The organism is Gilliamella sp. B2828 (genome assembly GCF_026537125.1).
GTDB lineage: Bacteria > Pseudomonadota > Gammaproteobacteria > Enterobacterales > Orbaceae > Gilliamella.
This window is the reverse complement of the sequence record NZ_JAFNMU010000001.1, coordinates 54,230-79,848: the sequence shown is the minus strand read 5'-3', so window position 1 is coordinate 79,848 and position 25,619 is coordinate 54,230. Positions and strand designations below refer to the sequence as shown.

Genomic DNA, 25,619 nt, shown 5'->3' with positions numbered 1-25,619 from the left:
TCAATGAGGAATAATTTTATGAGTATGAATTACAGTACCTTTTCGCATGTACATAATGATCAACTTAAAGAACCCATGTTTCTTGGTCAACCCGTAAATGTTGCACGATATGATCAACAAAAATATGAAATGTTCGAGAAATTAATCGAGAAGCAACTTTCTTTCTTCTGGCGACCGGAAGAAGTGGATATCTCTCAAGACCGTATTGATTATGCCGCTTTACCAGAACATGAAAAACACATATTCATTAGTAATTTAAAATATCAAACCTTGCTTGATTCAATTCAAGGACGTAGTCCAAATGTAGCACTGCTTCCACTCATTTCGATTCCTGAGCTCGAAACATGGGTTGAAACTTGGTCATTTTCTGAAACTATTCACTCCCGTTCATACACACATATCATTCGAAACATTGTTAATGATCCTTCTGTTGTTTTTGACGATATTGTTACAAATGAAGAAATTCAAAAACGTGCTGGTGATATTGCGGGCTATTATGATGATCTTATCAGTTATGCAAGTTACTATAATTTATTAGGTGAAGGCAAACATACTGTTAACAACAGTACCATAACTATTGATTTGCGTGAACTTAAAAAAAAGCTTTATCTATGCTTAATGAGTGTTAATGCGCTTGAAGCCATTCGTTTTTATGTCAGTTTTGCTTGTTCTTTTGCCTTCGCTGAACGTGAATTAATGGAAGGTAATGCTAAAATTATTAAGCTTATTGCTCGTGATGAAGCTCTGCATTTAACAGGAACTCAATTTATGATCAACACCCTACGCAGTGGTGAAGATGATCCTGAAATGGCTGAAATCGCCAAAGAGTGTGAGCAAGATTGCTACGATTTGTTTTTGCAAGCTGCCAATCAAGAAAAAGAATGGGCTGGATACTTATTCGAAAGTGGCTCAATGATTGGTCTAAATAAAGATATTTTATGCCAATATGTCGAATATATTACCAACATCCGTATGCAAGCAGTTGGACTAAAATTACCCTTCCAAGTCAAATCTAACCCAATCCCATGGATAAACAACTGGCTCGTTTCAGACAATGTCCAAGTTGCTCCACAAGAAGCCGAAATGAGTTCTTATTTAGTTGGGCAAATTGACTCTGAAATGAATGAAGACGATTTAAGTGATTTTGAATTATAGTTTTTTACTTAAACGTATAGTTAACCTGAAACTTTTTTACAAAAAGAATCGTTTCTTTCATTAAAAATGCTGTATAAAAATACTAATAATCTTTTTTGTCATTCAAAACGATTATTAGTATTTCTTATTTAAATTGACGCGCTTATCGCATACTAATAATCAATTATCCATTAACAAGCTAATTTGCACATAATTTTTTTATCGATTAAATAATAAAATTATTATTAAAACTTATAAACAATTCAAATAACTGTAACTTGACAGTCATCTAAAATCAGGTGACGATATGACAATTGACTCATCCTAATTTAATATGATGACTATGACTCAAACGCATATGTTATACCCTATTTCTCCGCTTAATTTTAGCGATGAACAGATAAATATTAACTATCTCAAACAACAGCTCAATGACTTTCAACAATGGTCTGTTATACAATTTGAACAAAATGTCGATATTGATATTTTAGTGCATTTACGCAGTCATTTTATCGATCAACTGTTGCAACGTTTATGGTGCTATTTTCAAATTCCTGAACAAGTTTCTTCTCTTTTTAAACAAAATCGTATAGCTTTAATTGCCGTTGGCGGATATGGTCGGATTGAACTTCATCCATTATCAGATATCGATATATTGATCTTAAGTGATCATCCATTTGCTAAAGATATTGAAAAAAAAGTCAGTGATCTGGTTCGTTTGCTTTGGGATCTTCATTTAGATATAGGCCATAGTGTTAGAACGTTAAAGACTTGTCTACAAGAAGCAAAAAATGACATCACCATCATGACGAACTTGATCGAATCAAGGATAATAGCTGGCAGTCAATCATTATTAGATGAACTTCGTGAACACATTTTTAGTGATAAGATCTGGCCTTCTGCTGCTTTTTTCCGAGCGAAAGTGCAAGAACAACAAGACAGACATAAACAATATCATAGTACCAGTTATAATCTCGAACCCGATTTAAAAAATAGCCCAGGTGGGCTTCGCGATATGCAAATCATACAGTGGATTGCAATTCGCCACTTTGGAGAAGAATATTTACAAAAAATAGCTCACTTTGATTATTTAACCCCCGAAGATATTGAAGACTTTAAGACATGTCGAAATTTCTTATGGCGTATGCGCTTTGCTCTACACAGTGTCATAACGCGCTATGATAATCGCTTACTGTTTGATCGTCAGTTAAGCATAGCGAATATGCTCGGTTACCATGGTGAAGGCAATACACCAGTCGAAAAAATGATGCACGATTATTATCGTGTTGCCCATAATATCACTGAGCTTAATCAAATGTTACTACAACTGTTTGATGAATCTATACTGGAACTTAATCCACAAAATAAAAGCTATGATATAGATGAACATTTCAAAATTAGGGAAAAACTCATTGATGTAAAAGATGACAATTTGTTCAAAAAAGACCCAGTCATGATTATGCAACTTTTTTATACTATATTGCTGAATCCACAAATTATAGGGCTTTATTCAAATACGATAAGACAACTACGTTCAGCACGAAGACAATTAACGACACTGCTGAGTGAAGATGCCAAAGCAAGATCACTGTTTATGAAAATAATTAAACACCCAGATGCAATAAAAAAAGCAATCTTACCAATGCATCAATATGGTATCCTCACTGTTTATATACCCGGTTGGAAACATATTGCAGGGATGATGCAATTTGATCTGTTCCATGCTTACACCGTAGATGAACATACTATTCGCCTACTGCTTGAGCTTGATAGTTATAAATCCGAATCCGGCAAACAAAGACACCCTAATAGTTCTAAAGTTTTTGCTAAACTATCTAAACCTGAGCTACTTGTGATTACTGGTTTATTTCATGATATTGGTAAGGGTCATCATGGTGATCATTCCGAAATCGGTGCCAAATTAGTAGAAAATTTTTGTCAATTACACGAATTAGAGCCTAGAGATACAGATTTAATCATTTGGTTAGTACGTTATCACTTACTTATGTCAGTAACCGCCCAAAGCCGAGATTTACAAGATCCAGCGGTTATCAGCGAATTTATTCAAATTGTAAAAAGTGAGCGACGTTTACAATATTTACTGTGTCTGACTGTTGCAGATGTCTGTGCAACAAATGAGACCCTTTGGAACAGTTGGAAGCAAAGCTTAATGCGTCAACTGTATGAAACAGCAAAACGATCATTTGATTCCGGTATTCATCAAATACCTGAGCAACGAAGTATTGCTCGTCAACATAAGCAAGAAGCATTAGCTATCTTACTTAAACAAAATTACGATGAACAAAAAATAAAAAATCTTTGGTTAGATTATCGTATTGACTACTTTTTACGCTATACCACAGAACAAATTGTCTGGCATGTACAAAATTTATTATCACATGATTTGAACCAAATTCTAGTATCGATCAATCCAAATCCTTATCACGGTGGTACTGAAATAATTATTTATTCACCTGATAGACCTTATCTGTTTGCTACTGTATGCAATACACTTAACAATCATAACTTAAGCATTCATGATGCACTCATTATTACAAATAAAAAAGGATTTGCACTTGATACTTTTATTGTATTAGAGCCAAATGGACAAACATTACAAAACGATAGGTATCAAAGCATTATACAAGCGCTAACTAAAGCCCTTAAACAGCCTGTTTACAAAGGTGTGACTATTAAACCACCTAAACAAAGGTTACGATCGTTTTCGGTACGAACACAGGTCAATTTTTTATCTGCTTTCAATGAAAGGCAAACATACATGGAACTCATAGCTTTAGATAGACCCGGATTGCTTGCATGTGTCGGTGAAGTATTTGCTAACTTAGATGTATCATTGAGTAGTGCTAAAATTGCAACTATTGGTGAACACATTGAAGATTTATTTATCTTAACCGATAAAAATAACAATGCGCTAGATGATAATACCTGTTATCAATTACGAGAATCGATTATTAAAGCTGTTGAATTATTGAATTAATTATTCAAATGCAGGATGTAATTTATGCAATTTTTTATTATTTTGTTTCCTATTTTTTGTATTTTTATTGTCGGATTTATTTCTCAGAAAATAGTAAAATTTGACGTTGCTAATCTTTCAAAAATGTCACTGTATGTGCTTTCTCCTTTTTTAGCTTTTAAAACCTTTTATGTCCATACTTTGACCATTGATTACCTATATTATATTTCTTATATTTTAGGACTCTGCTTATCATTAGTATGTATCATCTCTATTTGGTCAATCATCATGAAATATTCGACTAAAGAACGTTGTGCAATGATTTTAAGCTCTTGTTTTATGAATAACGGTAATTACGGTACCCCAGTACTATTAGTATTTTTTGGTAGTATAGGTTTTGAGCTTGGTGTAATTATGATGGTGTTACAGCAATTTGTGATGAGTACCGTTGGCATTTATTATGCGGTAAAAGGGAGTTCTCATAGTGACATTGTTAGCCAAAAAGATGTCATTAATAAAGTAATTCGTATGCCTGTTGCTTATGGTGCACTTTTAGGTATTATTTTCCAGTTATGCCACATCCCTTTGTCGAAATCCATTATGACATCCATTGGCATGATTGGGGATGCATCTGTTGTAGTAATTATGATTATTTTAGGGATGCAGTTGGCTAAAATAAAGATCACACAACTCGATTATCCTAAACTTACATTTTCGTTAATAACCCGTATGATAATTTCACCGTTGGTGGCAACGTGTATGGTCTACTTTATGCCAATTTTACCTGTTTATAAACAAGTATTGATCGTGTTATCGGCAATGCCAAGCGCAGCTAATACCACTTTAATGTCTGTACAATTTGATACCAACCCTGAACTGGTTTCTAGTGCAACGTTAATAAGCACATTACTCAGTTTGATAACATTACCCACTGTACTATGGCTTGTTAACGCCCCCATCCCTTTTTGATACAAAGTCGCGTTCTTTTCAGCAAAGAACGCTAAATCAAACGATAAAAAAGGTCATCATCTATCCTAGACATACCATTTAAAAATGTTAATCCGTCATGACGTTAAGACCATAGCTTTCTATAAATTGTTCTAAGAAAGATTAATCTTCACCTTGCCACTCTTTTTCAAATTGTTGAACAAATGCAACTAATAAATTATGTCTGGATAAAGCCAATTTTTTTGCCTTTTCTGTATTCATCCTATCTTTCAATGAAAACAGTTTTTCATAGAAATGATTAATAACGGTATTGGGGCGTCTATAACTTTCTTCATCAATAACCGTTCTTGGTAAAAGAGTAGGATCGTGCATAATATTATGCTTATTACCTCCATAATAAAATGTTCGTCCTATACCTATTGCTCCAATGGCATCTAAGCGATCGGCATCTTGTACAATTTGCCCTTCAAGTGATAATGTTTTTTTACCTGATAAATTTTTTCGAAAAGACATATTTTCAATAATATCAATTATCATTTTTATATTATGATCTAATATGTTTAGTGAATTCAGATAATAATATAATTGTTCTGTCGCTTGATGGACATCATTGACAACTTTTTCATCAATAACATCATGTAAATAAGCACTTAAAATTACGATAAAGGCATCCGCTTTTGGTTCATAAGGTAAGATTTTTTTTGCTAATCTAACTACGCGCTCAATATGCGCCATATCATGACCTGAAAAATCATTAGCAAGTTTTTGCTTAACATAAGCTTGTATTTTTTCAACAATCTGATGTTGTTCTTTTGTTAATTCAATTGATTCGTTTATGCTCATTTAATTTATGATTATCCATTTAATTAAAAGAAAATTAGAAATTTAAAAGTTTTAGTAAAGATTATGCTAACCATAACTTAAATAGGTTACCACAATTGATTCGCTATTAATTTAATTAAACTTGAAAATATTAAGTTATTAGATGATTCAACGTTCTTAGATTTGTGTTTAACAATAAACATCAATTCGTTTCCATTCATTGATGTCATTCGTTTATTAAATACTCAATAAATAGACAAATATTGTAAAAAAATTCTAATGATTAATGGTTTTTTTAAATTTCCTTTAGTTTCTCACGATTGTTTTCATTAGTTTGCAACGGTAGAATGCGCCAATCTAAAACACCATTAAAGCAAGTATCGGAGTTGCTCACGTGAAAATATTAGCGCGTAAAGTTCTGCCTTGGCAATTGATAGAATACTTCACTCGCTATCGTCAAATCATAACGTTATTGTTTGGATTATCCATCTTTTTTATTGCACTTATTTTATGCTGGCATTTACTTAAAGATATTAATCTATGCGATTTAAAAAATGCTGTTGACAACCTTTCAACTATAGCCATTTTGCTTGCTTGTTTATCTGCTATTGGCAGCTATTTGATGCTTATTGGCTGCGAATGGTGTGCAACACGATATGCAGGTGTAAAATTGAAACCATCAGTGATAATGCTTGGTGGTATCTGTGCTTCGGCTATTGGTAATGCGATTGGTTTATCCGCTTTATCAGGCGGTGCGATTCGTTGCCGATTATATTTCAAACAAGGATTAACGACTATCGACGTAGCCAGAATGTCGATATTTGTTACATTGTCATTAGGGCTTACTCTGCCCCTACTGGCTACGATAGCTGCTTTAATAAATATTCAAAATACTATGTTAGCACTGCATTTATCCCAAAAAAATGTAGTGTTAATCTCATGTGGCATAATTTGCTTTTATGCTGGCATGTTGATCTTTTTATATTGCAATCGATTAGAAACAAAACCGAATAAAGATACCCAATTATTCCAATTATTTCATTGGTCAATACGTTTACCTAATTTGCGCCTTGCATCTCACCAATTTGTCATTACATTAATCGATACAGTTTTAGCTGGGACTATTCTCTACTTTTTAGTACCAGTTCAACCTCATTTTATTACCTTTATTATGATCTATATTCTGGCTTTAGTTGCTGGGGTATTGAGCCACATTCCTGGCGGTGTAGGTATTTTTGAAGCAGTGATGTTGGCTGCATTTTCATCCGAAATTGGCCCTGCTTCATTAACTGTTGCGTTAATTATTTATCGTATCATTTATATTTTAATACCACTTGTTATAGCTAGTTTTTTACTTTTAATAAATGAAAGTAAACATTTTTTTGCAATGCCAGAAGTTAAAGAAACTGAAACAGGTATTGCGGCTATTATTATGGCGGCAGCTGTTTTTTTTGCTGGTATGGTAATGATGTTTTCAAGCGTTCTTCCCGGATTTAATCACCACTTAGTCAGTACCTTTATTCCCAATAAAATCATTAATACGGCTCATTTAGTCGCCAGTTTAATCGGAGTTTTATGTGTATTACTGGCAGTGGGCGTACGCCGAAGACTTTATTCTGCTTGGGCGGCTTCGATCATTTTATTGTTTTTAGGTAGTATTTGCTCACTTTTACGGGGCTTGCATTGGATAGAAGCTAGCACGTTATTCACAATCGCGATGTTATTAATCCATTTCAGACATGCTTTTTATCGCAAAAGTCGATTAAATGTATTGCCTTTTCCTTTTAAATCCTTCGCTGTCTGCTTTTGTCTAATCGCTGTTCTTGTATGGTTAATATTATTTATCTATCAAGATGTACCTTATAGTCATTCATTATGGTGGCAATTTGAACTCGACACTCGTGTACCACGAGTATTAAGAGCAACTTTAGGCAGTTTTATTTTATTAATTTGTATTATGCTCTATTGGTTATTTCATCCAGCTTTGCCAATATTAAACAGTCCAAAACGCGAAGAGTTAACCAAGGCTCATCAAATTATTTTAAATTCAGCTCAGCCAGAAGGTGGACTTGCCATGACTGGCGATAAATCACTGTTATTTAATGAATCACACACTGCTTTTATTATGTATGCCAAACGTGGCAGAAGCATGGTCGCACTGTATGATCCAATTGGTGATAACACGGATCGAGCGGATTTAATTTGGGATTTCAGAGATTTATGCGATGCCCACCATCTTCGTCCTGTATTTTATCAAGTTAAAGCCACTAATTTACCTTTTTATATGGATATTGGTTTGCGAACAATAAAATTAGGTGAAGAAGCTTTGGTGAATTTAGAAAAGTTTGATCTTTCATCTAAAGGATATAAAGATCTTCGTTATACATGGAACAGATGCCAACGAGATGGGCTTGGTCTTGAATTTTATGCACCAGGTTCGGCTCCACTTGATGAGTTAAAAGTTGTATCCGATTCATGGTTAAAAAGCAAACATTCTAAAGAGAAACAATTTTCACTGGGATCTTTTTCAAAGTCATATTTAGATAATTTCACTATTGCTGCTATCAAATTTGAAGGTCGTATTATTGCTTTTGTAAATTTACTTGAAACAAATCAACATTACTCAGCTAGCATCGATCTAATGCGATTTGCTGAAAATATTCCTAAACTCACCATGGAATTTTTAATGATTGGTTTAATTCTGCACTATAAAGAAAAAGGATTTGAATATTTTAGTTTAGGTATGGTACCTCTATCAGGCATGCAAAGAAGACGCGGAGCCCCATTAATTCAAAGGTTTGGTGCATTAGTATTCAGGCGTGGGGGTCGATTTTATAATTTTCAGGGATTACGTCGTTTTAAAGACAAATTTGCAACTCATTGGGAGCCGCGTTATATGGCAGTTCCTGCTGGACTTGATCCATTTGTTGCTTTAATCGATACCACTATGCTGATCTCAGGTGGATTAACTGGCTTAAAAAAGAAAAAGAGCTGATTTTATGAAAAAATTTATTCGCTATTTTTTGTTATTCATTGTCATATTACTAATTATTTTGTTTGTATTTACTAGCTGGCATTATATAAAAAATCGCGGCAATGCAACTGTGAAAACCGTGGCTGTAAACAATAATTTTTCAGTAGTATTAGCTAACCCAAAAAATTCAGTAGAAGCAGCCGCGATGATTGTTGCCACTCAAAAAGATCATTTTACTGAAAAACAATTATTGGATTTATCTCAAAAAATGGGTGCTCGGTTGGTTCAATTTGAATTGAAACCTCAGGCAAGTTGTGCAGAACAACAAAATCGTTTTAATCAAGCATTAAAAATTTTAAACGAGCCTAAATTTGTGGTTGCGGGTATGGAAGAAGGCGCGGCTTTTGCTTACCGTTGGCTGGCTAAACAACAAAATGATGATGCTAAAGCGTTATCAATAGAGTTCACTTTGGATAATCAAGATTGTGAAGCACCCTTACCTGCTCAAGCAACACGAGGAGCATGGCAAGTAATTTGGAACAACCCGCCTGATGAACAAGTGGCAATTTTTCCTCGCCAACAAAAACAAATTAAAGTAACGACTGAAATTGGCGAATATCAAGCATCACCAACCGAACTTTTAAGTTCACATTTATCATCCATTTTATTTGGTGAATATAAACCACTGCCAGTTATAGAATTACCGGCTAAAAACAAACAACAACATCCTAATACCGTTACATTTTATTATTCAGGTGATGGTGGATGGCGAGATTTAGATAAAGTTTCAGCAGAATATATGGCTTCACATGGTTATTCCGTTGTTGGCGTTGATGCACTAAAGCTATTTTGGCAACATCGTTCAGTTGAACGTAGTGCTAAAGATTTAACTTATTTAATGCAACAATATCGAGAAAAGTGGGGAACGACTAAGTTTATACTAGCCGGCTATTCATTCGGTGGTGATATCTTACCTGCACTATACAATCGTTTATCTAAGGAAGATCAACATAGTATTCAAGCTTTAATCATGATAGCTTTTTCAAAAGACGCTAATTTCGAAATAGAAGTTAGTGGTTGGCTTGGTCAATCTGGTGATGAAATGAAAACTGCTCCTGAAGTGAATCAGATTCCAGCAAATAAATTATTTTGCATCTATGGAGAAGAAGAAAAAGAGGATACTGGTTGCTTACAACCAGAGATGAAAGGTGAAGTTTACCAATTACCTGGTGGTCATCATTTCGATGAAAATTATGAACATTTAGGGCAAATTATTATGCAAGCAATTGACAAACGAATTCTATAAGTAAATAAAGTTAGATGAGTTCATTAAAATTAACCAATTAATAATAAATTTCAAAACATCAATGCTTTTTGAGTTTTATTTTACCTTCTGACAAGAATACACCGAAAAGTGTTAGTACTGTGCCGAATGCTGCAATCCAAGTAAAAGGTTCATTTAAAATAAGAATGGCAGCAATTACAGTAAGTATGGGAACTAAATATAAATAAACGCTAATTTTTACAGCCCCCACTAATTTCACTGCATAATTCCATGAGGCAAAACATATAGCTGAAGCTCCTACCCCTAAAAATAGAATATTGAATAAATTAACTGGGTTAGTGAAACGCATTAAATCCCATTGAAAATCAGAAAAAGACAGTGCAGGAAACATCATTATCAAACCATAAAAGAAGAAGCGCCGAGTCAATAAAATCGTATTGTAACCGTAATTACTGCATTTCTTGGTTAAAATTGAATAACATGCCCAAAACAGACAAGCTAACATCGCAAGAATATCGCCGATTGGATTAAGAGAAAGCACAAATTTACCATTAAAGCTAATTAACCCTACTCCAATAATGGCAAACAAGCAACCTATATAAAAACGCTTAGGGGGTGTTTCGATTTTTAAAAAAAATAGAGATAATATAGCAGTAAAAATGGGGGATAAAGTGGTTATGATTCCCACATTAGATGCCGTGGTATAAGTTAGTGCGATATTTTCACACAAAAAATAGCAAGTCACCCCACATAATCCCGCACATAAAAACATAACTTCTCGCTTAAAACCTTGCCAAATAAAAAAGTGAGGTTGTAAGATCCATAAAGTAATGTAACCAAGCCCAAAGCGAAAAAATGAAATTTCAATTGGTTTAAAATCGACTAATAATACTTTAGTTGCAATAAATGTGCTTCCCCAAAAAAATACGGTCATTAATGCAACTAAATTTCCTTGTACCCTTTTTGACAATAACATAATAACTTTATCTGCTTACTAAAATGAAATGCGACTAATATAAATTATAATATATTATTCATACATCATTTTAATTAAAATGATTAGTAAGACTTGATAACGAAAAAAAAGGCTACTATTTTAACTAATTGCAGTACTTGCTTTCTATTGATCAAAATACAATTTGTTTTTAGTTTATAAAATAATTTATGATAAGGTGTGGTTGATAATCACTGTATCTAAAACTGAATCATTTATCTAAGCAAGATAATTTAGGATAAAAAAAATCCACTCGAATATTCGAGTGGAGGGCAAAAAATGAAAAAACGTAATCTGCTTATATAGACATGCTAAATCATAAAAAGTTCAATTTAAATTCATATATTTTTCCTATTTTCGCAAAATAAAATATAACATAATAATTAATAACAATTTATTATTTTAATTTTTTTAATAAAGTTAACGTTTGATTATTCATCCTTGCATTTTTTACTTATTTTCAATTTGCTACTGAATACTTAACGACTCATGTTATTGAGCTAAATATTCAAATTAATTGAACTGCCTTTAATTATGATCAATTTACCTTTAATCATCTAATGACAAAATAGTATGTTTCTTTTAATAAAAACTTTTTATAGCGAGGTATTTTCGTTTTTACTTCGATACAAAGTTATCGGTGAATGAGTGATGCTTTGATAAGATTAATTGTCAATCATGGCATACTATATATAAACTGTTTTATGTGCAATTTACGCAATTAATCGGTTTGAAATTAAAAACAGCATATGTTGTAAAAGTGATTTTGCACGATTTAACCCAACGATTTCCAATCGGTGTTTCATTAAAATCTTCTTAGTAATATATATCACTTGGTTTTGACCATCTGTTGATTGTTAGTATCCTAGTACTCATCAATGGTAAGGGTGTTTATTATAAAAAATATCTATTAGCCACTAATCAATTAATCACTTTAATCAATAGAGCTTTTGCTTTACCGTTCTTTGTTGTATTAATATGTTCAATATTTTAAAAAATCATGAGCCGATTAACATTTCTCTTTGTCGGTATCGCAACAATTATTAGGCAACATCATCATGACGGTTATATTGCACATTGATAATGTTGTGGCTTTGAAAGGCGCAAAACAACAGAAACTGGATTAATCACAAGGTAAGTTAACTTGTATTACAACTTGAATTCACCTATAATGCCCCGATATTGTTTACATTAACAATTCACAATTGGGGCTGATTCTGGATTCGACGGGATTTGCGAAACCCAAGGTGCATGCCGAGGTGCGGTAGGCCTCGTAAATAAACCGCAAAAAAATAGTCGCAAACGACGAAAACTACGCACTAGCAGCTTAATAACCTGCATAGAGCCTTCTCTCCCTAGCCTCCGCTCGTAGGACGGGGATAAAGAGGAGTCAAACCCAAACGAGATCGTGTGGAAGCCTTGCTTGGGGCGGAAGCATTAAACTTAATCAAGCTAGTCTATCGGTAGCGTGTTTGTCCGCAGCAGGTAGGCGAAATTTAAAGACAAACTACGCATGTAGTACCAAGGATGTAGAGATTTCGGACGCGGGTTCAACTCCCGCCAGCTCCACCACAACTTAAATCAATAGATGTAAACCGAAATATACTTTTATCATAAAATAATAAGGGGCTCTTTTTGTATATAATAATTTTATCCCTCTTATTATAAGGTGAATAGATTATGTCGAAATCTGTAAAACCTTTAACTTTTGTATAGATATAAAATGCTAAACCAAAAGAAAAAGATATTAAATTAATGGATGGTAATGAATTATTCCTTTTTATTAGTCGTAATGGTAATAAAATCGATAATTTCTTTATAAATCATCTTATTGGAATAAAGAAGCCGATATTACCATTGGACGTAATTCACAAATTAGTTTAACCGACACAATGGCTAATATTGAACACTACCTCAAACAGCTTGCTCAAAATATAGATCCTAAAACCTACCTTGAAGAACAAACGAACCAAAAGCGAAAAGAGTTGTTTAACACATCTGAAAAAGTAGCAGAACAATAGTTTAAATATTGTGAACAACGAGCTAATTTTTATAGACAAAACCGCAAAAGAAACACGGCGATTAATCGAATGTAATTTATTTCCTGCTATTGCAAAACTTCCTATTTCATCTATTACCGCTTATAAGGCTATTGAAACACTTAAACCACTTCAATAAAAAGGAACATTGAAAACACTTAAATATTCTATTCAAAACCCAAATGACATAATGTTTTTTGCAATTTACCGCATATCGTTAAATATCTCATATATAAAATCTGAAAAGTTAACTGAGTAGAAAAGATACTTTGAAATAACATGAAGTAATCTGTTTGATTCACAATTTTTTCAATTACTCATTAAATGACGTAAATAGATGCTCAAAAAATCTCATAAAATACCGCTGTGTTTTAATTAAAATTATTGATAATTTAAAAAATCTCTTTTAAGTCATGAAAAACTTTTTTAGAAATGAGAGATAAATAATTATCTGATATAATTAAATAAATAATGGAACAAATCTAATTGGTTGCAAAGTCCAATGGACGTCTATTGATCAGTATTGGTGATCAAAAATAACGATATATTTAGACTGTATAACCATTAAATTTGAAAGGAACATTTTATGAGACTCGAAGAGAAATATATAAAATTTGGTTATTTTTGGTTACCTGAAAATCAACAGAATTCAATAGCTGGTGTTCTCTCCATTTATGATGGTGGACGGGCAGAATTAGAAATCATAGGTAATTTTGATGAAGATAAAGGAATTGGATTTATTTGTGAACATGAAGATTTTCGTCTAAAAAGAATAATTGGATGTGTCGAAGACGATAAATTAGTAACACTGGATAATTGCATTTATCTTAAGAAAAGTTTTGGATTTGGAAACATAACTAAATCGAAAATTTTAGCTAATAAAGTTTTGACTGGCGCTAAATGGGCAGCTGATGAGGTTATTACTTTAAATACATTTTCTTTTTCTGTTGATTGCTTGGATGAATGGGTTGGAATAAGCGGTATTCATGTAGAGTATGATTCGGAAAATAGAACAGCAAATATTTCTTATAATAAACCTGAAGAAATAAAATTTGTACTTGATAATGGGATGGAAGTTGAAATTAATTTTAACTACACATTTTCTATTCTCACCCATTTAACAGAGGCAAAGATCACTCAAAAAGCTCATTTTACATTAAAATCTGAAGCGTTACGTAATTTAAATGATTTCATAACTATTGCCTTTAAGATAACCAACCTTATGTGCTTTGCTATGGACGAAGTTGTGACTATAAAAAATGTTTCAGCAACATCATCTGAAAAACTAAATGATTTAGGTAAAGACAAATACCCAACTAAAATCAAATTATTTTATCAAGCCATACCATTTACAGAAACTGTACCTAAAAAAGATGGTTTTAAGGATATGGTATTTAATTTCGAAATTATTAGAAATAATGTTCAAGAAGTCTTCAACAATTGGATAAATGCTTATGAATTTCTGTCACCGGCATTCAGTTTATACTTTTCAACTCAAAGGGGAGATCAAAAATATCTCAATGGTAAGTTTTTAGCTCTAGTACAGGGATTAGAAACATATCACCGAAGAACTAGTGATGAAAAATTAATGGAGAACGAAGTTTTTGAATCATTAGTATCTAAAATTCTTGGTACATGTCCCGAAGAACATCTAGAATGGCTCAAAGGCAGACTCATGCATGGAAATGAAATTACCCTGAGTAAAAGATTGAAATTGCTTATTGAACCATTTAAATGTTTTCTGGGAACAAATAGAGAAAGAAATAAACTTTTGAGACAAATTGTAGATACTAGAAATTATTTAACTCATTATGATGAAAATTTAAAAGATAAATTAGTTACTGGACGAGATCTTTGGATTCTATGTTTAAAAATGGAAGTTATATTCCAGTTTCACTTTTTACATGTTATTGGCTTCACTACTGAAGATATTAAAAAGACAGTTGAAAATTGCACTAAATTACAAAATAAAATTGAAGAAATCAAAAAAAAGGATAAGGCCCAATAAAATATTCGATTTTTTATGTTCAAACCAAATCATCATATTTGATATAAATTATATTTTTGTATAACAATTGTTAGGTATGCCATAAAGAGATATTCAAGGAGAACAGCAACGCTGTTGCCTGATAGTTAATTAAGAAAATTAAGCTATTAATAAAATAATGCCCTGTAAATATGTTTTTTGATTGGTTATCAATATAGAAAAACTGTGATTATCAATTACCTTTAATAGATAAAATGATTGTTAACCTATTTTTGTATACAGGCGAAGCAAGTTCTTTAACTCAACCTACTTATACCACAAATGTTATTATTATGATCAAATTATTATTTACATTTTACTGTTTTCAATTTTATGTGGTCTAATATTTTTTCATGATAAGTAAGGAAGAATTTTTTATGGCTAATTTTTTAAAAAAAACATTTGGTGGATTAGAAAAAAGTTATTTGTTGCGACAATATTTATTCGGTTTTGTTTTTGTTATACTTATATTAATGCCTATATCTCAGTTGAAATTATCTGATACTATAGTTCCAACTACAATTGCTTTAATCCTGTGGGGATTTTATCCATATTCTAGGTTTGTTTATGAAAGCATTATAGAGTTTATAATAGGTGATAATATAATTATCTCAAATATCTTTTTATTTTTATTCTTAAAAATAATGACTATGGGAATATGCTTTTTTTTCTCTGTTTTTATAGCTCCTTTTGGATTACTGTATTTATATTTTTATCACTCTAAATTGGAAAAACAATCCAAAGCTAATGTTATCGATAACTAGTTAAAAATATATCTCAACAGAAATGAGGAAAGAAGAATAAAGCCTTTATTTCCTCTTAGATGACATAAAAATTATTTATCAATAAAAATAAGATCCTTTATTGACTTTTCATTAGACCCTATCCTGAATTTTGTGTATTTGCCAGTTAGAGGTAGCGAGTCATTCTGTCACCAAATTCTATAATAAATCGATTCATCGCACTTTTCGAGTTTTGAATAGACATAGTCCATTTTTTAGATGCTTGTTGTATCGCTAAATAGATAACCTTTTTAACTAAGTTGTCGGTCGGAAAAAACTACGTTTCTTGATAGCATGACGAATAACACTAGTTGATCCTCGGTCAGCTCTCGGCGGCTAGTTTTATTGGGTGCCAATTACCTTACCCACTTATCAAAGGTTGATTTACCAACACCGAGGTGGCCTGTGACCTCTCTGATAGAAAGATATGCATTTTATAATACATAAACAACCTATTATTATTCAAATTCAGGACTAAATTTGTTGACCATGATCGGTTCTTTTTTGGTTAATTATAATCTTTCAAAAACAGAATAAAGATTGAGTACACGCTTTTATAACTTTAAGCGTTATAAATAGAAAATGAGATACAAAGTGTGTTATATGTTAATAAACAGGCTTATATACTGAATAAGTATCTAGATCGACCACATAATCTACCTGAATACTTTCATCATATGGATAAATATCATAGATATAACGAGCACAAAAAACAGACATAAAATCTTGTATATCGCAATCGGCTACTACTGTCATCACTCGATATTTCAATTGCCCAATAGAAGACACTTTACCAGAAAGCAGTGAATCACCATAAAAACTTTCTATTTTAATTAACATATCAGCATTTTGTCTTATTTGGCTAAACTACCGATTATAGATGGTTGTTGATTAAAACTCAATTTCCTTTAATTCGTGATAAGACCCATAGACAATTCTATGTCATTTAGTGGTGGCGACTATTTGTTCTAAATAAATGGATGTCATCACAATTATGAAGCCGTTAAACTCACAAATGCATTAGGCTTTTGTTTTTTTAGCTTGTTATATTGAATAATAAAATCGGCTAATTCATCATCTTCAGCATAAAAATAAGCGCTAGGTACATCAAGAACTTTTGCGAGACGTTTTACAAGAGTAAAATCAGGAGAATGAACTTCATTTTCATAAGAACTAATGCGGGAACTTGCTGATTCTTCGTCTAATCCTGCTTTTACTCCAAGTTCAGTTTGTGTCAGATCTGCATTAATTCTAGCTATTTTTAATCGCTTACCAATCATGATTATTGCTGCTCATCTTATATAGTTTTGATTAATAATTATCCTCTTCTTCGATTTAAATTTCGTAATAGAATACTTTAATAAATCATGTATAACTTGAATTTTGTTTTTAATTTAATCATAATTAAAGTTTTACATTAATAATTCATGTAATTTATGATTTTAGGAGGTATTATGAATAGCAAAAAGGACTGGCATTCTGCCGATATTATTGCTGCATTGAAAAAGAAAGGAACAACGCTATCTGCGTTAACTAGACAATCTGGCTATGCACCTTCAACGCTCTCTAACGCACTTGTTCGCCCATGGACAAAAGGCGAACTGATTATTGCCAATGCATTAGGTATAGAGGCTAAACGGATTTGGCCCTCTCGTTATAAAAAGAAAATTCAGTCATTGCGAATTAAAAAATGTGAATAGAAACAATTTGATATCTATTACGGACAATACTAAAAAGTCGGGTCAATAAAATGCATGGCTTAAGGCACGCTTATACTTTACACGATAAAAAACGTTTACTGGTTGGAAATCACCAAGAACAGGAAATTGACTAGTAAAGAGCTAATTCCTAGCAGTAAAACAAGATCAATAGTCGCGGTAAATAATTAGCAGAGAATTGAGACATTAGCAGGTTTGTTTGGTTATGGTTTATTTAGGGAAGATAAAAATATATTTCACATTTAATATAAGATAAAATAGCTCACATATATTATTGATGTATTTGATTATTTCAGGTGTCTTTTTAGTTATTTTATTTAACATTATAGGTAATAAGATATGAGTGTACAGTTTAATTTTAACCAGCTTCATACTATTTATTCTAAAGCATGGCTAGATAAAAAACCAACAATAGCCTTTGAATTAGTCATTGGAAGAGGCCATTTTGTTTTTATGATCTTTTTTTCACCAGAAGACACTAAAGCATTAGGTGAAAACCTTTTTATATATCTTCGTAATGCAAACTCTTTATTAAAAATAAAATTATACGGAAGTCGTAGAAATGGTAACTTTAAAGTTTTTGTAAATGAAAGGCAGCAACAGCTAATGACTGACGAACTTCAATTAGTCGCAGGACAAGGAAATTTTAATTTCGAACAATTTCTCTCAGAACTAAATAATCAAATTCCCCAAGAACTACCAGAACAAAAAAATATTGATACATTAAGGAATATTTGGCGAAATGTTAAGCATCAATTAAAAGACACTGTTGATCAAGCAGATAGAACAATTCTGATTGGTGTAACAAAACTTCCTGATAATAAAAAACCGCAAGATAAGACCTTAAGAAAGTTATACGTTTTCACTGATAGTACAGCTGATGATATTAATGACTTCATTAAAGCATTAAAAGAGAATAACTATACATTGAAATGGACTGATGACGCGACAAAAATTCCTAAATCATTTGCTGATTTGATTATAAAAATCAAATAATAATTAAGAGTAAACTATAGTAATTTTAAGCAACTCATTATTTAAATATGTTACATATGCTTAAAAATAATTTATTTAATGGATTATTAAAATGACTAAAAAAATAAACAAGAAAAAAGTATTAAAAAATAGAATTAAAAAAATAGAGAAAAAAAGAAGGAAGAAAGATACTAAAAGTAATTTCAATGCTAATGTTACGCCTAATTTATCCAAAGATAAATTAAGCCATTTTTCCCCAATACACACAGCCGCAGCTTTTTCTTCATTACTTTTGGAACCAAGACATCAGGCTAATCAAGATTTGATTGAAACCATTATTTCAGAATGTCTCACTCTATGTAAAGGCACAAAGAGACCTTCATTGAAAATCATTAACTCAATTTTGGAGAGTTTTTCTTTTAAAGAACAAGTATTATCGGAAGACTCTGTTGAAGATGTCTTTATTTCAAAGATTTGGTTTGAAGATATTCCTTATAAGGTTTGTACAGGATTACATGAAGGTGGAATATATCAATTACAAATTTTTTGTGATTTAGTGGCAAATATGCCTTTTGCTGAAGATATAAATAATCTGAAAAACTCTATCAAAGCAGTTCTTATCGCATCAGACCAAATTATCACTCGTAACAATCTTCTTGTATATACTGTTGGTGGTATGGAAGAAAATAACAAAAGTATTTTCTCAGATTCTAAATTAGATAGTTATATCAATAAAATAAAAGTGAATGAATTTATAAACATAGAACTTCTTCCTTGTTTAAATTTAAATGAGATATCCCCACAAACTTCACTTATAGACGGTATAGATAAAACTCCTTTTATAAAGTGTCAAGAAGGCATTCTGCTATTGCTATCCTCTTCAATCATCATTTGTATAAAAAAATTAATCATTGAATTTTTTTATACAAATAGAAGTATTATTGAATTAGATAAACTTTATTTTAAAGAGCAATGTAAAAAAATATCAAATATAAAAATCCTCGGTAAGTTATCTGATACTGTTATTATACCTCGATATATTTCAAATAATACCGGATGGAAAGTTGCTGATACAGTTGCAGAATTTGATCAAGGGTATTTATATCATTTTATTTTTATTTTTGATTCAATGCGAAATATTTTACCTAACTGGTTTCATTCATACGAAAAAAACACCTCAGAAATAGAAATATTCGTTGGTAATTTAATTAATAAAACAAAAGAGTCTGCGATAAAAAATAAAAACGCTAAAAAAGGATGTTCTATCATTGTATTATGCGGATATGGACGCCCAATGATGTATTCTTCAGAAATAAAAAATGAAGACTCATGGATGATTGAATCTACTAACAGTCATGATCTTGATACTTTAAGTAAGTATTCTGCTTGCTCCCCTCATAAAGTATGGAGAGTTATTGAATCTGTAGAAAAGCTAGAGAAAATAGGATTTAAAATTTTTAATTCAAATGGTTTTCTAAATTTATTTGCTTATGCTAAGAATAATAACTACTGCATAATTTCATATAAAAATTTTCAAGGTACATCTAACAGTTCAAGTAATGTAGTTGTTCACCTTCCTTCAAATTGCCAAGCTAAATTAAGGGAAGAAGTTTTATATAATAATAATGAAATGCTAGTTAACCATCCCACATTGGGATTAACAAAGGTTACTCGTCGTTTTGTTGGGGGAGAGTTTACTAAAAACCCTAAATTTCATATTTATTGTCCTAGCTATATAGATAACATTATGAGAAGTATATATATAAAAGGCTCATTATCTTTATGGATAGAAACTGAACTAGTTGAAAATATTCCAGTTCCCTTTCAATGTGTATTATATGAGTCTGTCTTATCATGGTTTGGTATACTCACTCAATATATTCAAGATAATAATATTTTTATACCTAAAAATATTATTTGTTGGAAAATAGTATTTAAATACCCAGATGATTATTTTGAATCACTTGAAAAAAAAATAGATTTAAATCTAGTTGACTTTTGTTATCAATACGAATTTGATGAGGATACAAAAACATTATTTACCTACTTCAATCAAAACTTAATTTATGGATTACGTCTGCCTACAAATAATTCCGAAAAAGCTATTACCAGATCCTTTCTTAGTTTCCTTAGTGAATATAATCTAGACATTGATATTGAAAAAACGCTTAATAAAATTATTAAAAATAATGATGCTAGATTTATTCATGGATTTAAATCAGAAAAATATAGAGCTCATTTTAATCTTGAACAAGAAGAGCCTATTTATATTGAAGATGCAGATCAGGAAAATATTAAGATTGGGTTAGGTTGGAATATCAGACAAAAAGAACAAGGAAATAAAATAGTCGGTAAAGATGCGTGTAAGGAATATTTAAGAGAGCTTGTAGCATTTATCTGGAGTAGGTTAAGAACATCGTTAAGAGATCTGGATCGCAATGACCTTATTTCAAAACTAATTTTTAATATTGAATGCTTGGAACAACAAAAAGAAAGATGGTTAAAAACAAGTAAAGCGAATGTAGCCTTACATGATTATGATGAAACAATCACTGTTTTACATAAAATGTTACCATTATTGAATGGAGCATTACTGTCTTCAAGACTCATTATTGAAATGGCAATTTGTGAGTCTCCAATTATAAATGGGAAAAAAGCTGGCAAATTAGATATACAAGAACTTATGTGTTTGGCTATGTCAATGCATCAATATGGTGGTTTATCAGAGGCAATTAATTATGAGGCCATTCTACCAGAAATAGTTATTTCATCTTTTGGAGATATTTTATTCGATAGTTCTTTTATTGATAAATTGATGCCCTCCTATTTTTCCAGAATAAATAAAAGTCAAGTCAATAATTCTATCTCTGATTATGAAAATAATTTTTCCACGAAAGAATATGATGGAAATAACATTACTGAATTATTTGATAATAGATTTAATGAAGCTTGGTTAGAGGAGTTTGGTTTTACTTTAGATGATGCAAAAAGTGTTATCCATTTATTAGCAAAGCATGGACTTAGTCTTAATCAGGTTTTTTATTCCATAACTTCCAAAGAGTTATTATCACTTTTCTCTAAAGAACAGCAAAATATTTGTGAGAAAGTGATTGATGCGTTAACTATATATTCCAGAGATTCATGGCAAACAATACCAAAACCATATAAAAAAGAAGATTGGCAACCTTGGAAGTTTAGGCGTAGATTTTCGCTCGCAATGAAACCAATAATAAAAAGTTCTGATGACAAATTTATAATTTCACCACAATTAATAATCAACTGTTTTTTATACCTTCTATATAGTTGCTATGAAGCAAGTATTGATGAAAATCATTTTGTTAGTAAAAAAATGAAGCAATGGATTGGTAGTATACGTAGTGAAAATGGGCTTCAGTTTAACACTGAAATAGCAAATAAATTGAGTGAAAAAGGATGGATTGTTAGATCAGAAATAAAAATCACCGAGATCTTAAATAAAAAACTAGATAAAGATTATGGTGATGTAGATGTTTTTGCTTGGAATAAAGAAACTGGTCGGGTATTAGTCATTGAGTGTAAAGATCTTGAGTTTGCCAAGACACAAGGAGAGATTGCAAGACAGTTACATGAGTTTAAAGGACAATTAAATCATAAAGGAAAACAGGATCGATTACTAAAACATATATCCAGAATTGATATTATTAATGAAAATTTAAGCAATTTAGCTAAGTTTACTGGAATTAATTCAACAATAAATATTGAGGGCTATGTAATTACATCTCGTATTGTACCAATGCTTTTTGCTAAGAGTTTTTTACATCAAGATAAAATTAAATTTCTAGCTCTAGAAGATATTATTGATAATGCTATGTATATTTAACTATCACATTTGAATTATCAGGTAACACATGGTCTAAAGCGTTTTCAACTAAGCAAAATGATAGCGGCGTAAAAAATGCAAATAGGACTGATGTGGTAGAATGTGATTCGACTTTAGATGTTGCGTGATAAGTTGCAAAGCATTTATAAGTAATTTCTTATTTCAAATTTCAATTATAAAAAAATTAAAAATTTTTTTATAATTGAAACAGAATTTGTTAGAATAGGCTCTATCTAAATACATTCGATATAGCCATTTGGACATTAATCAACAATTACCCTTCCATTCAATGGTTGAACTGGTCGGTTGTTGTCATGATGCATGATTGAATGGAATTTTTGAATTTGTTCATCTGAAGCAGTAACTGATTTTTCAAATACAATCCATCTTACACCTTCTGTACAAGGTGGAGTGGTAAGTGATCCACTAAAGCGATAATAATCCAATTTTTTAGGAAATAATTTTTTAATATCAATTGTTCTATCTAAAATAGTTTTATTGCCTGATTCTGTTGGCATTTGTTGCCATGCTTTTGCTATTTCTTGATTCTCCTTACCATAATCAAACATTAATGCCACTACGGTAAGCTCTCCATCTTTATTTTTGTAAACAAAGTGGGCTTCCATTGGATAATGTTTACCTTTAATGGTATTTTCACTTATTGTATGAAAATGGAATTGCTGTAATTTAAAAATTTGATCGTCCAACGTTAATTGATTATCTCCAGAAACACTAATCTCAATAGTATGTCCATTATTAATAATTTCTTGTTTACCAGCCTCAAAAGAAAACTTTAAATTTTCATGATGAGTTTTTAAAACATGGTCAATGTTAATAGGTGACTGATTTTTTCCGTTTTCACATGTAGAATATTCAATGGATAATTTACCCCAGTTTTCTGGTTTTTCTTGACCTTCATATCCCCAATGTGAAGTATCCTCTGCTGCCGTACAAGATAGACTAATTAACATTAGTGCTACAATTATTATGTTTTGTTTCATTTTAGATTTACATTAATAAATTAAAGGAAAACAAATTATACGTCACAAAAAATAACCTTACTACACGAGATTAACATTATTTTTTCTTTTTTTTATTATTTTTTTAATTGTAAGACGAAATAATTTTAATCAAAAAATTATCAATCTAGTCAGTCTGTTTTATAGTTTATGCTATAGATAACCTATCAATAATTAGGGGGTCTATAATGATGAAGATAGGATTATAAATCGAAAATTAAGAAGTAAAACTCTTCTAGGTTTGTTTGAAATAACACCCTATGATTAAAGATATAAATATTGAGTTGTTGTAGTCTAATTTGCATTTAGTGAGAAAATAAAAAAGGGCAAATGCCCTTTACCGTTAAAATATAATATTAGAAGGTGTAACGAATACCTGCTAAGAAATCCATCGAACTTAATTTAGCGCTCGCTTTTACATTAACACCCTCAATATTGGTTTTTATAGAAGTTTTACCAGCATTAACATAACGTGCGGTAAAATCAATATCGACATTTTCGTCAATGTTATATGTTACGCCAGCAGCTACATTCCAAGCAAATTTTGTTTTAGTATCTGATATGCCAACTGAAGCTGATTCTTCAGTAAATTCACTTTTATAATATCCTGAGTATTTCTGATCCAACTTAGTGAAAGCAATACCTAGTCCAGCTCCAACAAAAGGAGTAATGGAATAATTAGTTTCAATATCATAGTATGCATTTACCATCAAAGTATTCATGCGAACTTTGTGTTTATCGCTAGTTTGAAGATAATCGTCTTCCAAATCTACATCACTATAAGCGTGACGGTATTTTTTATCTGAATTACCGCGTATTGTAAAAGATAGCTCAGTACGAAGGGGAAGTTCATAATCATATTTGAAGTTATAACCAATATTTAACGCCCCTGCGATTTTACCGTTTTTGAAAGATCCAATTTTAACCGTTTCGGACTCATCGAAATAAGACAATGTATCTTTAATGCTGTTAGCCTTCAAAATACTCGCACCTAATTGACCCCCTAGATATATTCCTATCGTTTCAGTTTGAGCAAACGCTGGGAAACAGGCGATAGTTGCCAGAGTAATAAGTGTTTTTTTCATATTTTATTTTCCTTTCCTTTTAAATTACTTTTTTGTCATTTAATTAACGTGGCAAGTTTAAACGAGCTAATAAGATAAAGCAATAAAAAATAAGAAATTTATAAAAGCTGAAGGTAACAACTAATTATTTATATAAGATATACGATAGAGGAATGATAAAAATAAAGGGAGTGGGTTAAAATTGGCTCCTCCAACAGGACTTGAACCTGTGACATACGGATTAACAGTCCGCCGTTCTACCGACTGAACTATGGAGGAACACTCGGGATAAGATAGTAACGATCTATAATGATTATGTCAATGTGAAAAACAATATTTAAATTTAATTGCTCAGCTTGTAATCAAATCTCTTAATGGCATGCTAAAATAGATAAAATTATATGGTCAAGGTAAATAAATAGTTATGAAAAAAAATATTTGTGTGTTTTGTGGTGCAAGTGAAGGTAATCGCGCAGAATATCGTGTAGCGGCAGAACAATTAGGGGTATTAATTGCAAACCAAAATAGACGATTAATTTATGGTGGTGGAAATAAAGGTTTAATGGCTGTTATCGCCAATTCAGTTTTAGCTCATGGAGGCGAAGTTATTGGAATTATTCCAGAGCGACTAGTCAAAGCAGAAACAGCACACCATAACATTACTCGTTTAGAAGTTGTTGAAAATATGCATCAACGTAAAGCACGTCTTTGTGAATTAGCCGATGGATTTATCGCTATGCCAGGAGGAACTGGTACTTTAGAAGAGGTTTTTGAAGTTTGGACTGGTATGCAAATTGGTTATCATGAAAAACCAGTTTCATTGTATAATCCAGCCAAATTTTGGGAGCCTATGATGAATTTTTTACAGCATGCTGTCGATGAAGGTTTTATTAGAGAAAGTTTTTATAAAACTTTAATTGTGTCTAATGATCCACAATCTATTCTACAAAAAATGGACGATTTTACTGCTAAAGATTTACAACGTTGGGTAAAAAAATAATTC

The 25,619-nt window shown here is 31.4% G+C and carries 18 protein-coding genes, 1 tRNA gene, 1 other RNA gene and 1 pseudogene; 13 read left to right on the top strand and 8 right to left on the bottom strand.

All coding sequences use genetic code 11. The features are described 5' to 3' along the window. Positions 1 to 24 precede the first annotated feature (24 nt). The 3 genes from nrdB to J3U19_RS00325 all read left to right on the top strand — a co-directional run bounded on the left by nrdB (position 25) and on the right by J3U19_RS00325 (position 5,080). Positions 25 to 1,155 carry a class Ia ribonucleoside-diphosphate reductase subunit beta gene (gene nrdB / locus J3U19_RS00335; RefSeq protein ID WP_416380284.1) on the top strand — a complete coding sequence of 377 codons (1,131 nt, stop codon included), beginning with the start codon at positions 25 to 27 and terminating at the stop codon, positions 1,153 to 1,155. Between the two features lie 322 nt (positions 1,156 to 1,477). Beyond that, a complete protein-coding gene (gene glnD, locus J3U19_RS00330; protein WP_267345153.1) occupies positions 1,478 to 4,132 on the top strand; it encodes a bifunctional uridylyltransferase/uridylyl-removing protein GlnD in 2,655 nt (884 codons plus the stop codon). A gap of 24 nt (positions 4,133 to 4,156) precedes the next feature. Continuing rightward, positions 4,157 to 5,080 (top strand): AEC family transporter, encoded by a 924-nt coding sequence (locus tag J3U19_RS00325; protein WP_267345151.1) that lies wholly within the window; start codon positions 4,157 to 4,159, stop codon positions 5,078 to 5,080. A gap of 141 nt (positions 5,081 to 5,221) precedes the next feature. Here J3U19_RS00325 and J3U19_RS00320 read toward each other — a convergent pair whose 3' ends face one another. Next, a complete protein-coding gene (locus tag J3U19_RS00320; RefSeq protein WP_267339631.1) occupies positions 5,222 to 5,902 on the bottom strand; it encodes an HD domain-containing protein in 681 nt (226 codons plus the stop codon). 373 nt (positions 5,903 to 6,275) lie between these two features. Between J3U19_RS00320 and mprF the strand changes: the two genes are divergently transcribed. Then, positions 6,276 to 8,876, top strand: a complete 2,601-nt coding sequence (gene mprF / locus J3U19_RS00315; RefSeq protein WP_267345149.1) for a bifunctional lysylphosphatidylglycerol flippase/synthetase MprF — start codon at positions 6,276 to 6,278, stop codon at positions 8,874 to 8,876. Positions 8,877 to 8,880: 4 nt separating this feature from the next. After that, on the top strand, positions 8,881 to 10,161 hold the full coding sequence (locus tag J3U19_RS00310; RefSeq protein WP_267345148.1) for a virulence factor family protein: 1,281 nt from the start codon (positions 8,881 to 8,883) through the stop codon (positions 10,159 to 10,161). Between the two features lie 58 nt (positions 10,162 to 10,219). Here J3U19_RS00310 and J3U19_RS00305 read toward each other — a convergent pair whose 3' ends face one another. Continuing rightward, positions 10,220 to 11,116, bottom strand: coding sequence for a DMT family transporter (locus tag J3U19_RS00305; RefSeq protein WP_267339635.1), 897 nt, complete (start codon positions 11,114 to 11,116; stop codon positions 10,220 to 10,222). 1,225 nt (positions 11,117 to 12,341) lie between these two features. Between J3U19_RS00305 and ssrA the strand changes: the two genes are divergently transcribed. From ssrA to J3U19_RS00285, 4 genes are all read left to right on the top strand, one after another. Beyond that, positions 12,342 to 12,706, top strand: a transfer-messenger RNA (tmRNA) gene (gene ssrA / locus J3U19_RS00300). 459 nt (positions 12,707 to 13,165) lie between these two features. Then, positions 13,166 to 13,312, top strand: coding sequence for a hypothetical protein (locus J3U19_RS00295; protein WP_267345146.1), 147 nt, complete (start codon positions 13,166 to 13,168; stop codon positions 13,310 to 13,312). Between the two features lie 447 nt (positions 13,313 to 13,759). Further along, positions 13,760 to 15,181, top strand: a complete 1,422-nt coding sequence (locus J3U19_RS00290; RefSeq protein ID WP_267345145.1) for a HEPN domain-containing protein — start codon at positions 13,760 to 13,762, stop codon at positions 15,179 to 15,181. 395 nt (positions 15,182 to 15,576) lie between these two features. Then, positions 15,577 to 15,963, top strand: coding sequence for a hypothetical protein (locus J3U19_RS00285; RefSeq protein ID WP_267339638.1), 387 nt, complete (start codon positions 15,577 to 15,579; stop codon positions 15,961 to 15,963). A gap of 145 nt (positions 15,964 to 16,108) precedes the next feature. Here J3U19_RS00285 and J3U19_RS00280 read toward each other — a convergent pair. The 3 genes and pseudogenes from J3U19_RS00280 to J3U19_RS00270 form a co-directional block, all read right to left on the bottom strand. Beyond that, positions 16,109 to 16,290: pseudogene (locus tag J3U19_RS00280) on the bottom strand (IS256 family transposase); the annotation flags it as partial. Between the two features lie 297 nt (positions 16,291 to 16,587). Beyond that, the gene (locus J3U19_RS00275; RefSeq protein WP_267345143.1) at positions 16,588 to 16,821 is read right to left on the bottom strand and encodes a hypothetical protein; all 234 of its coding nucleotides are present in this window, start codon (positions 16,819 to 16,821) and stop codon (positions 16,588 to 16,590) included. Between the two features lie 152 nt (positions 16,822 to 16,973). Beyond that, positions 16,974 to 17,261 (bottom strand): helix-turn-helix domain-containing protein, encoded by a 288-nt coding sequence (locus J3U19_RS00270; protein ID WP_065563680.1) that lies wholly within the window; start codon positions 17,259 to 17,261, stop codon positions 16,974 to 16,976. Positions 17,262 to 17,435: 174 nt separating this feature from the next. Here J3U19_RS00270 and J3U19_RS00265 point away from each other — a divergent pair, with 174 nt between their 5' ends. The 3 genes from J3U19_RS00265 (at position 17,436) to J3U19_RS00255 (ending at position 22,533) form a co-directional block, all read left to right on the top strand. Next, complete coding sequence (locus tag J3U19_RS00265) at positions 17,436 to 17,681, top strand: helix-turn-helix domain-containing protein (protein WP_267345141.1); 246 nt, start codon at positions 17,436 to 17,438, stop codon at positions 17,679 to 17,681. A 357-nt stretch (positions 17,682 to 18,038) separates the two neighbouring features. Next, entirely contained in the window at positions 18,039 to 18,695 is a 657-nt protein-coding gene (locus tag J3U19_RS00260; RefSeq protein ID WP_267339644.1) for a hypothetical protein, read from the top strand. A gap of 91 nt (positions 18,696 to 18,786) precedes the next feature. Further along, a complete protein-coding gene (locus J3U19_RS00255; RefSeq protein ID WP_267345139.1) occupies positions 18,787 to 22,533 on the top strand; it encodes a hypothetical protein in 3,747 nt (1,248 codons plus the stop codon). 263 nt (positions 22,534 to 22,796) lie between these two features. Here J3U19_RS00255 and J3U19_RS00250 read toward each other — a convergent pair whose 3' ends face one another. From J3U19_RS00250 to J3U19_RS00240, 3 genes are all read right to left on the bottom strand, one after another. After that, positions 22,797 to 23,534: a carbonic anhydrase gene (locus J3U19_RS00250; protein WP_267339646.1), complete on the bottom strand. Its 738-nt coding sequence runs from the start codon at positions 23,532 to 23,534 to the stop codon at positions 22,797 to 22,799. Positions 23,535 to 23,908: 374 nt separating this feature from the next. Continuing rightward, a complete protein-coding gene (locus tag J3U19_RS00245; RefSeq protein WP_267339647.1) occupies positions 23,909 to 24,637 on the bottom strand; it encodes an outer membrane protein in 729 nt (242 codons plus the stop codon). 182 nt (positions 24,638 to 24,819) lie between these two features. Beyond that, a tRNA-Asn gene (locus J3U19_RS00240) sits at positions 24,820 to 24,895 on the bottom strand. Positions 24,896 to 25,040: 145 nt separating this feature from the next. Between J3U19_RS00240 and J3U19_RS00235 the strand changes: the two genes are divergently transcribed. After that, complete coding sequence (locus J3U19_RS00235) at positions 25,041 to 25,616, top strand: TIGR00730 family Rossman fold protein (protein ID WP_267345137.1); 576 nt, start codon at positions 25,041 to 25,043, stop codon at positions 25,614 to 25,616. Positions 25,617 to 25,619: the final 3 nt, after the last annotated feature.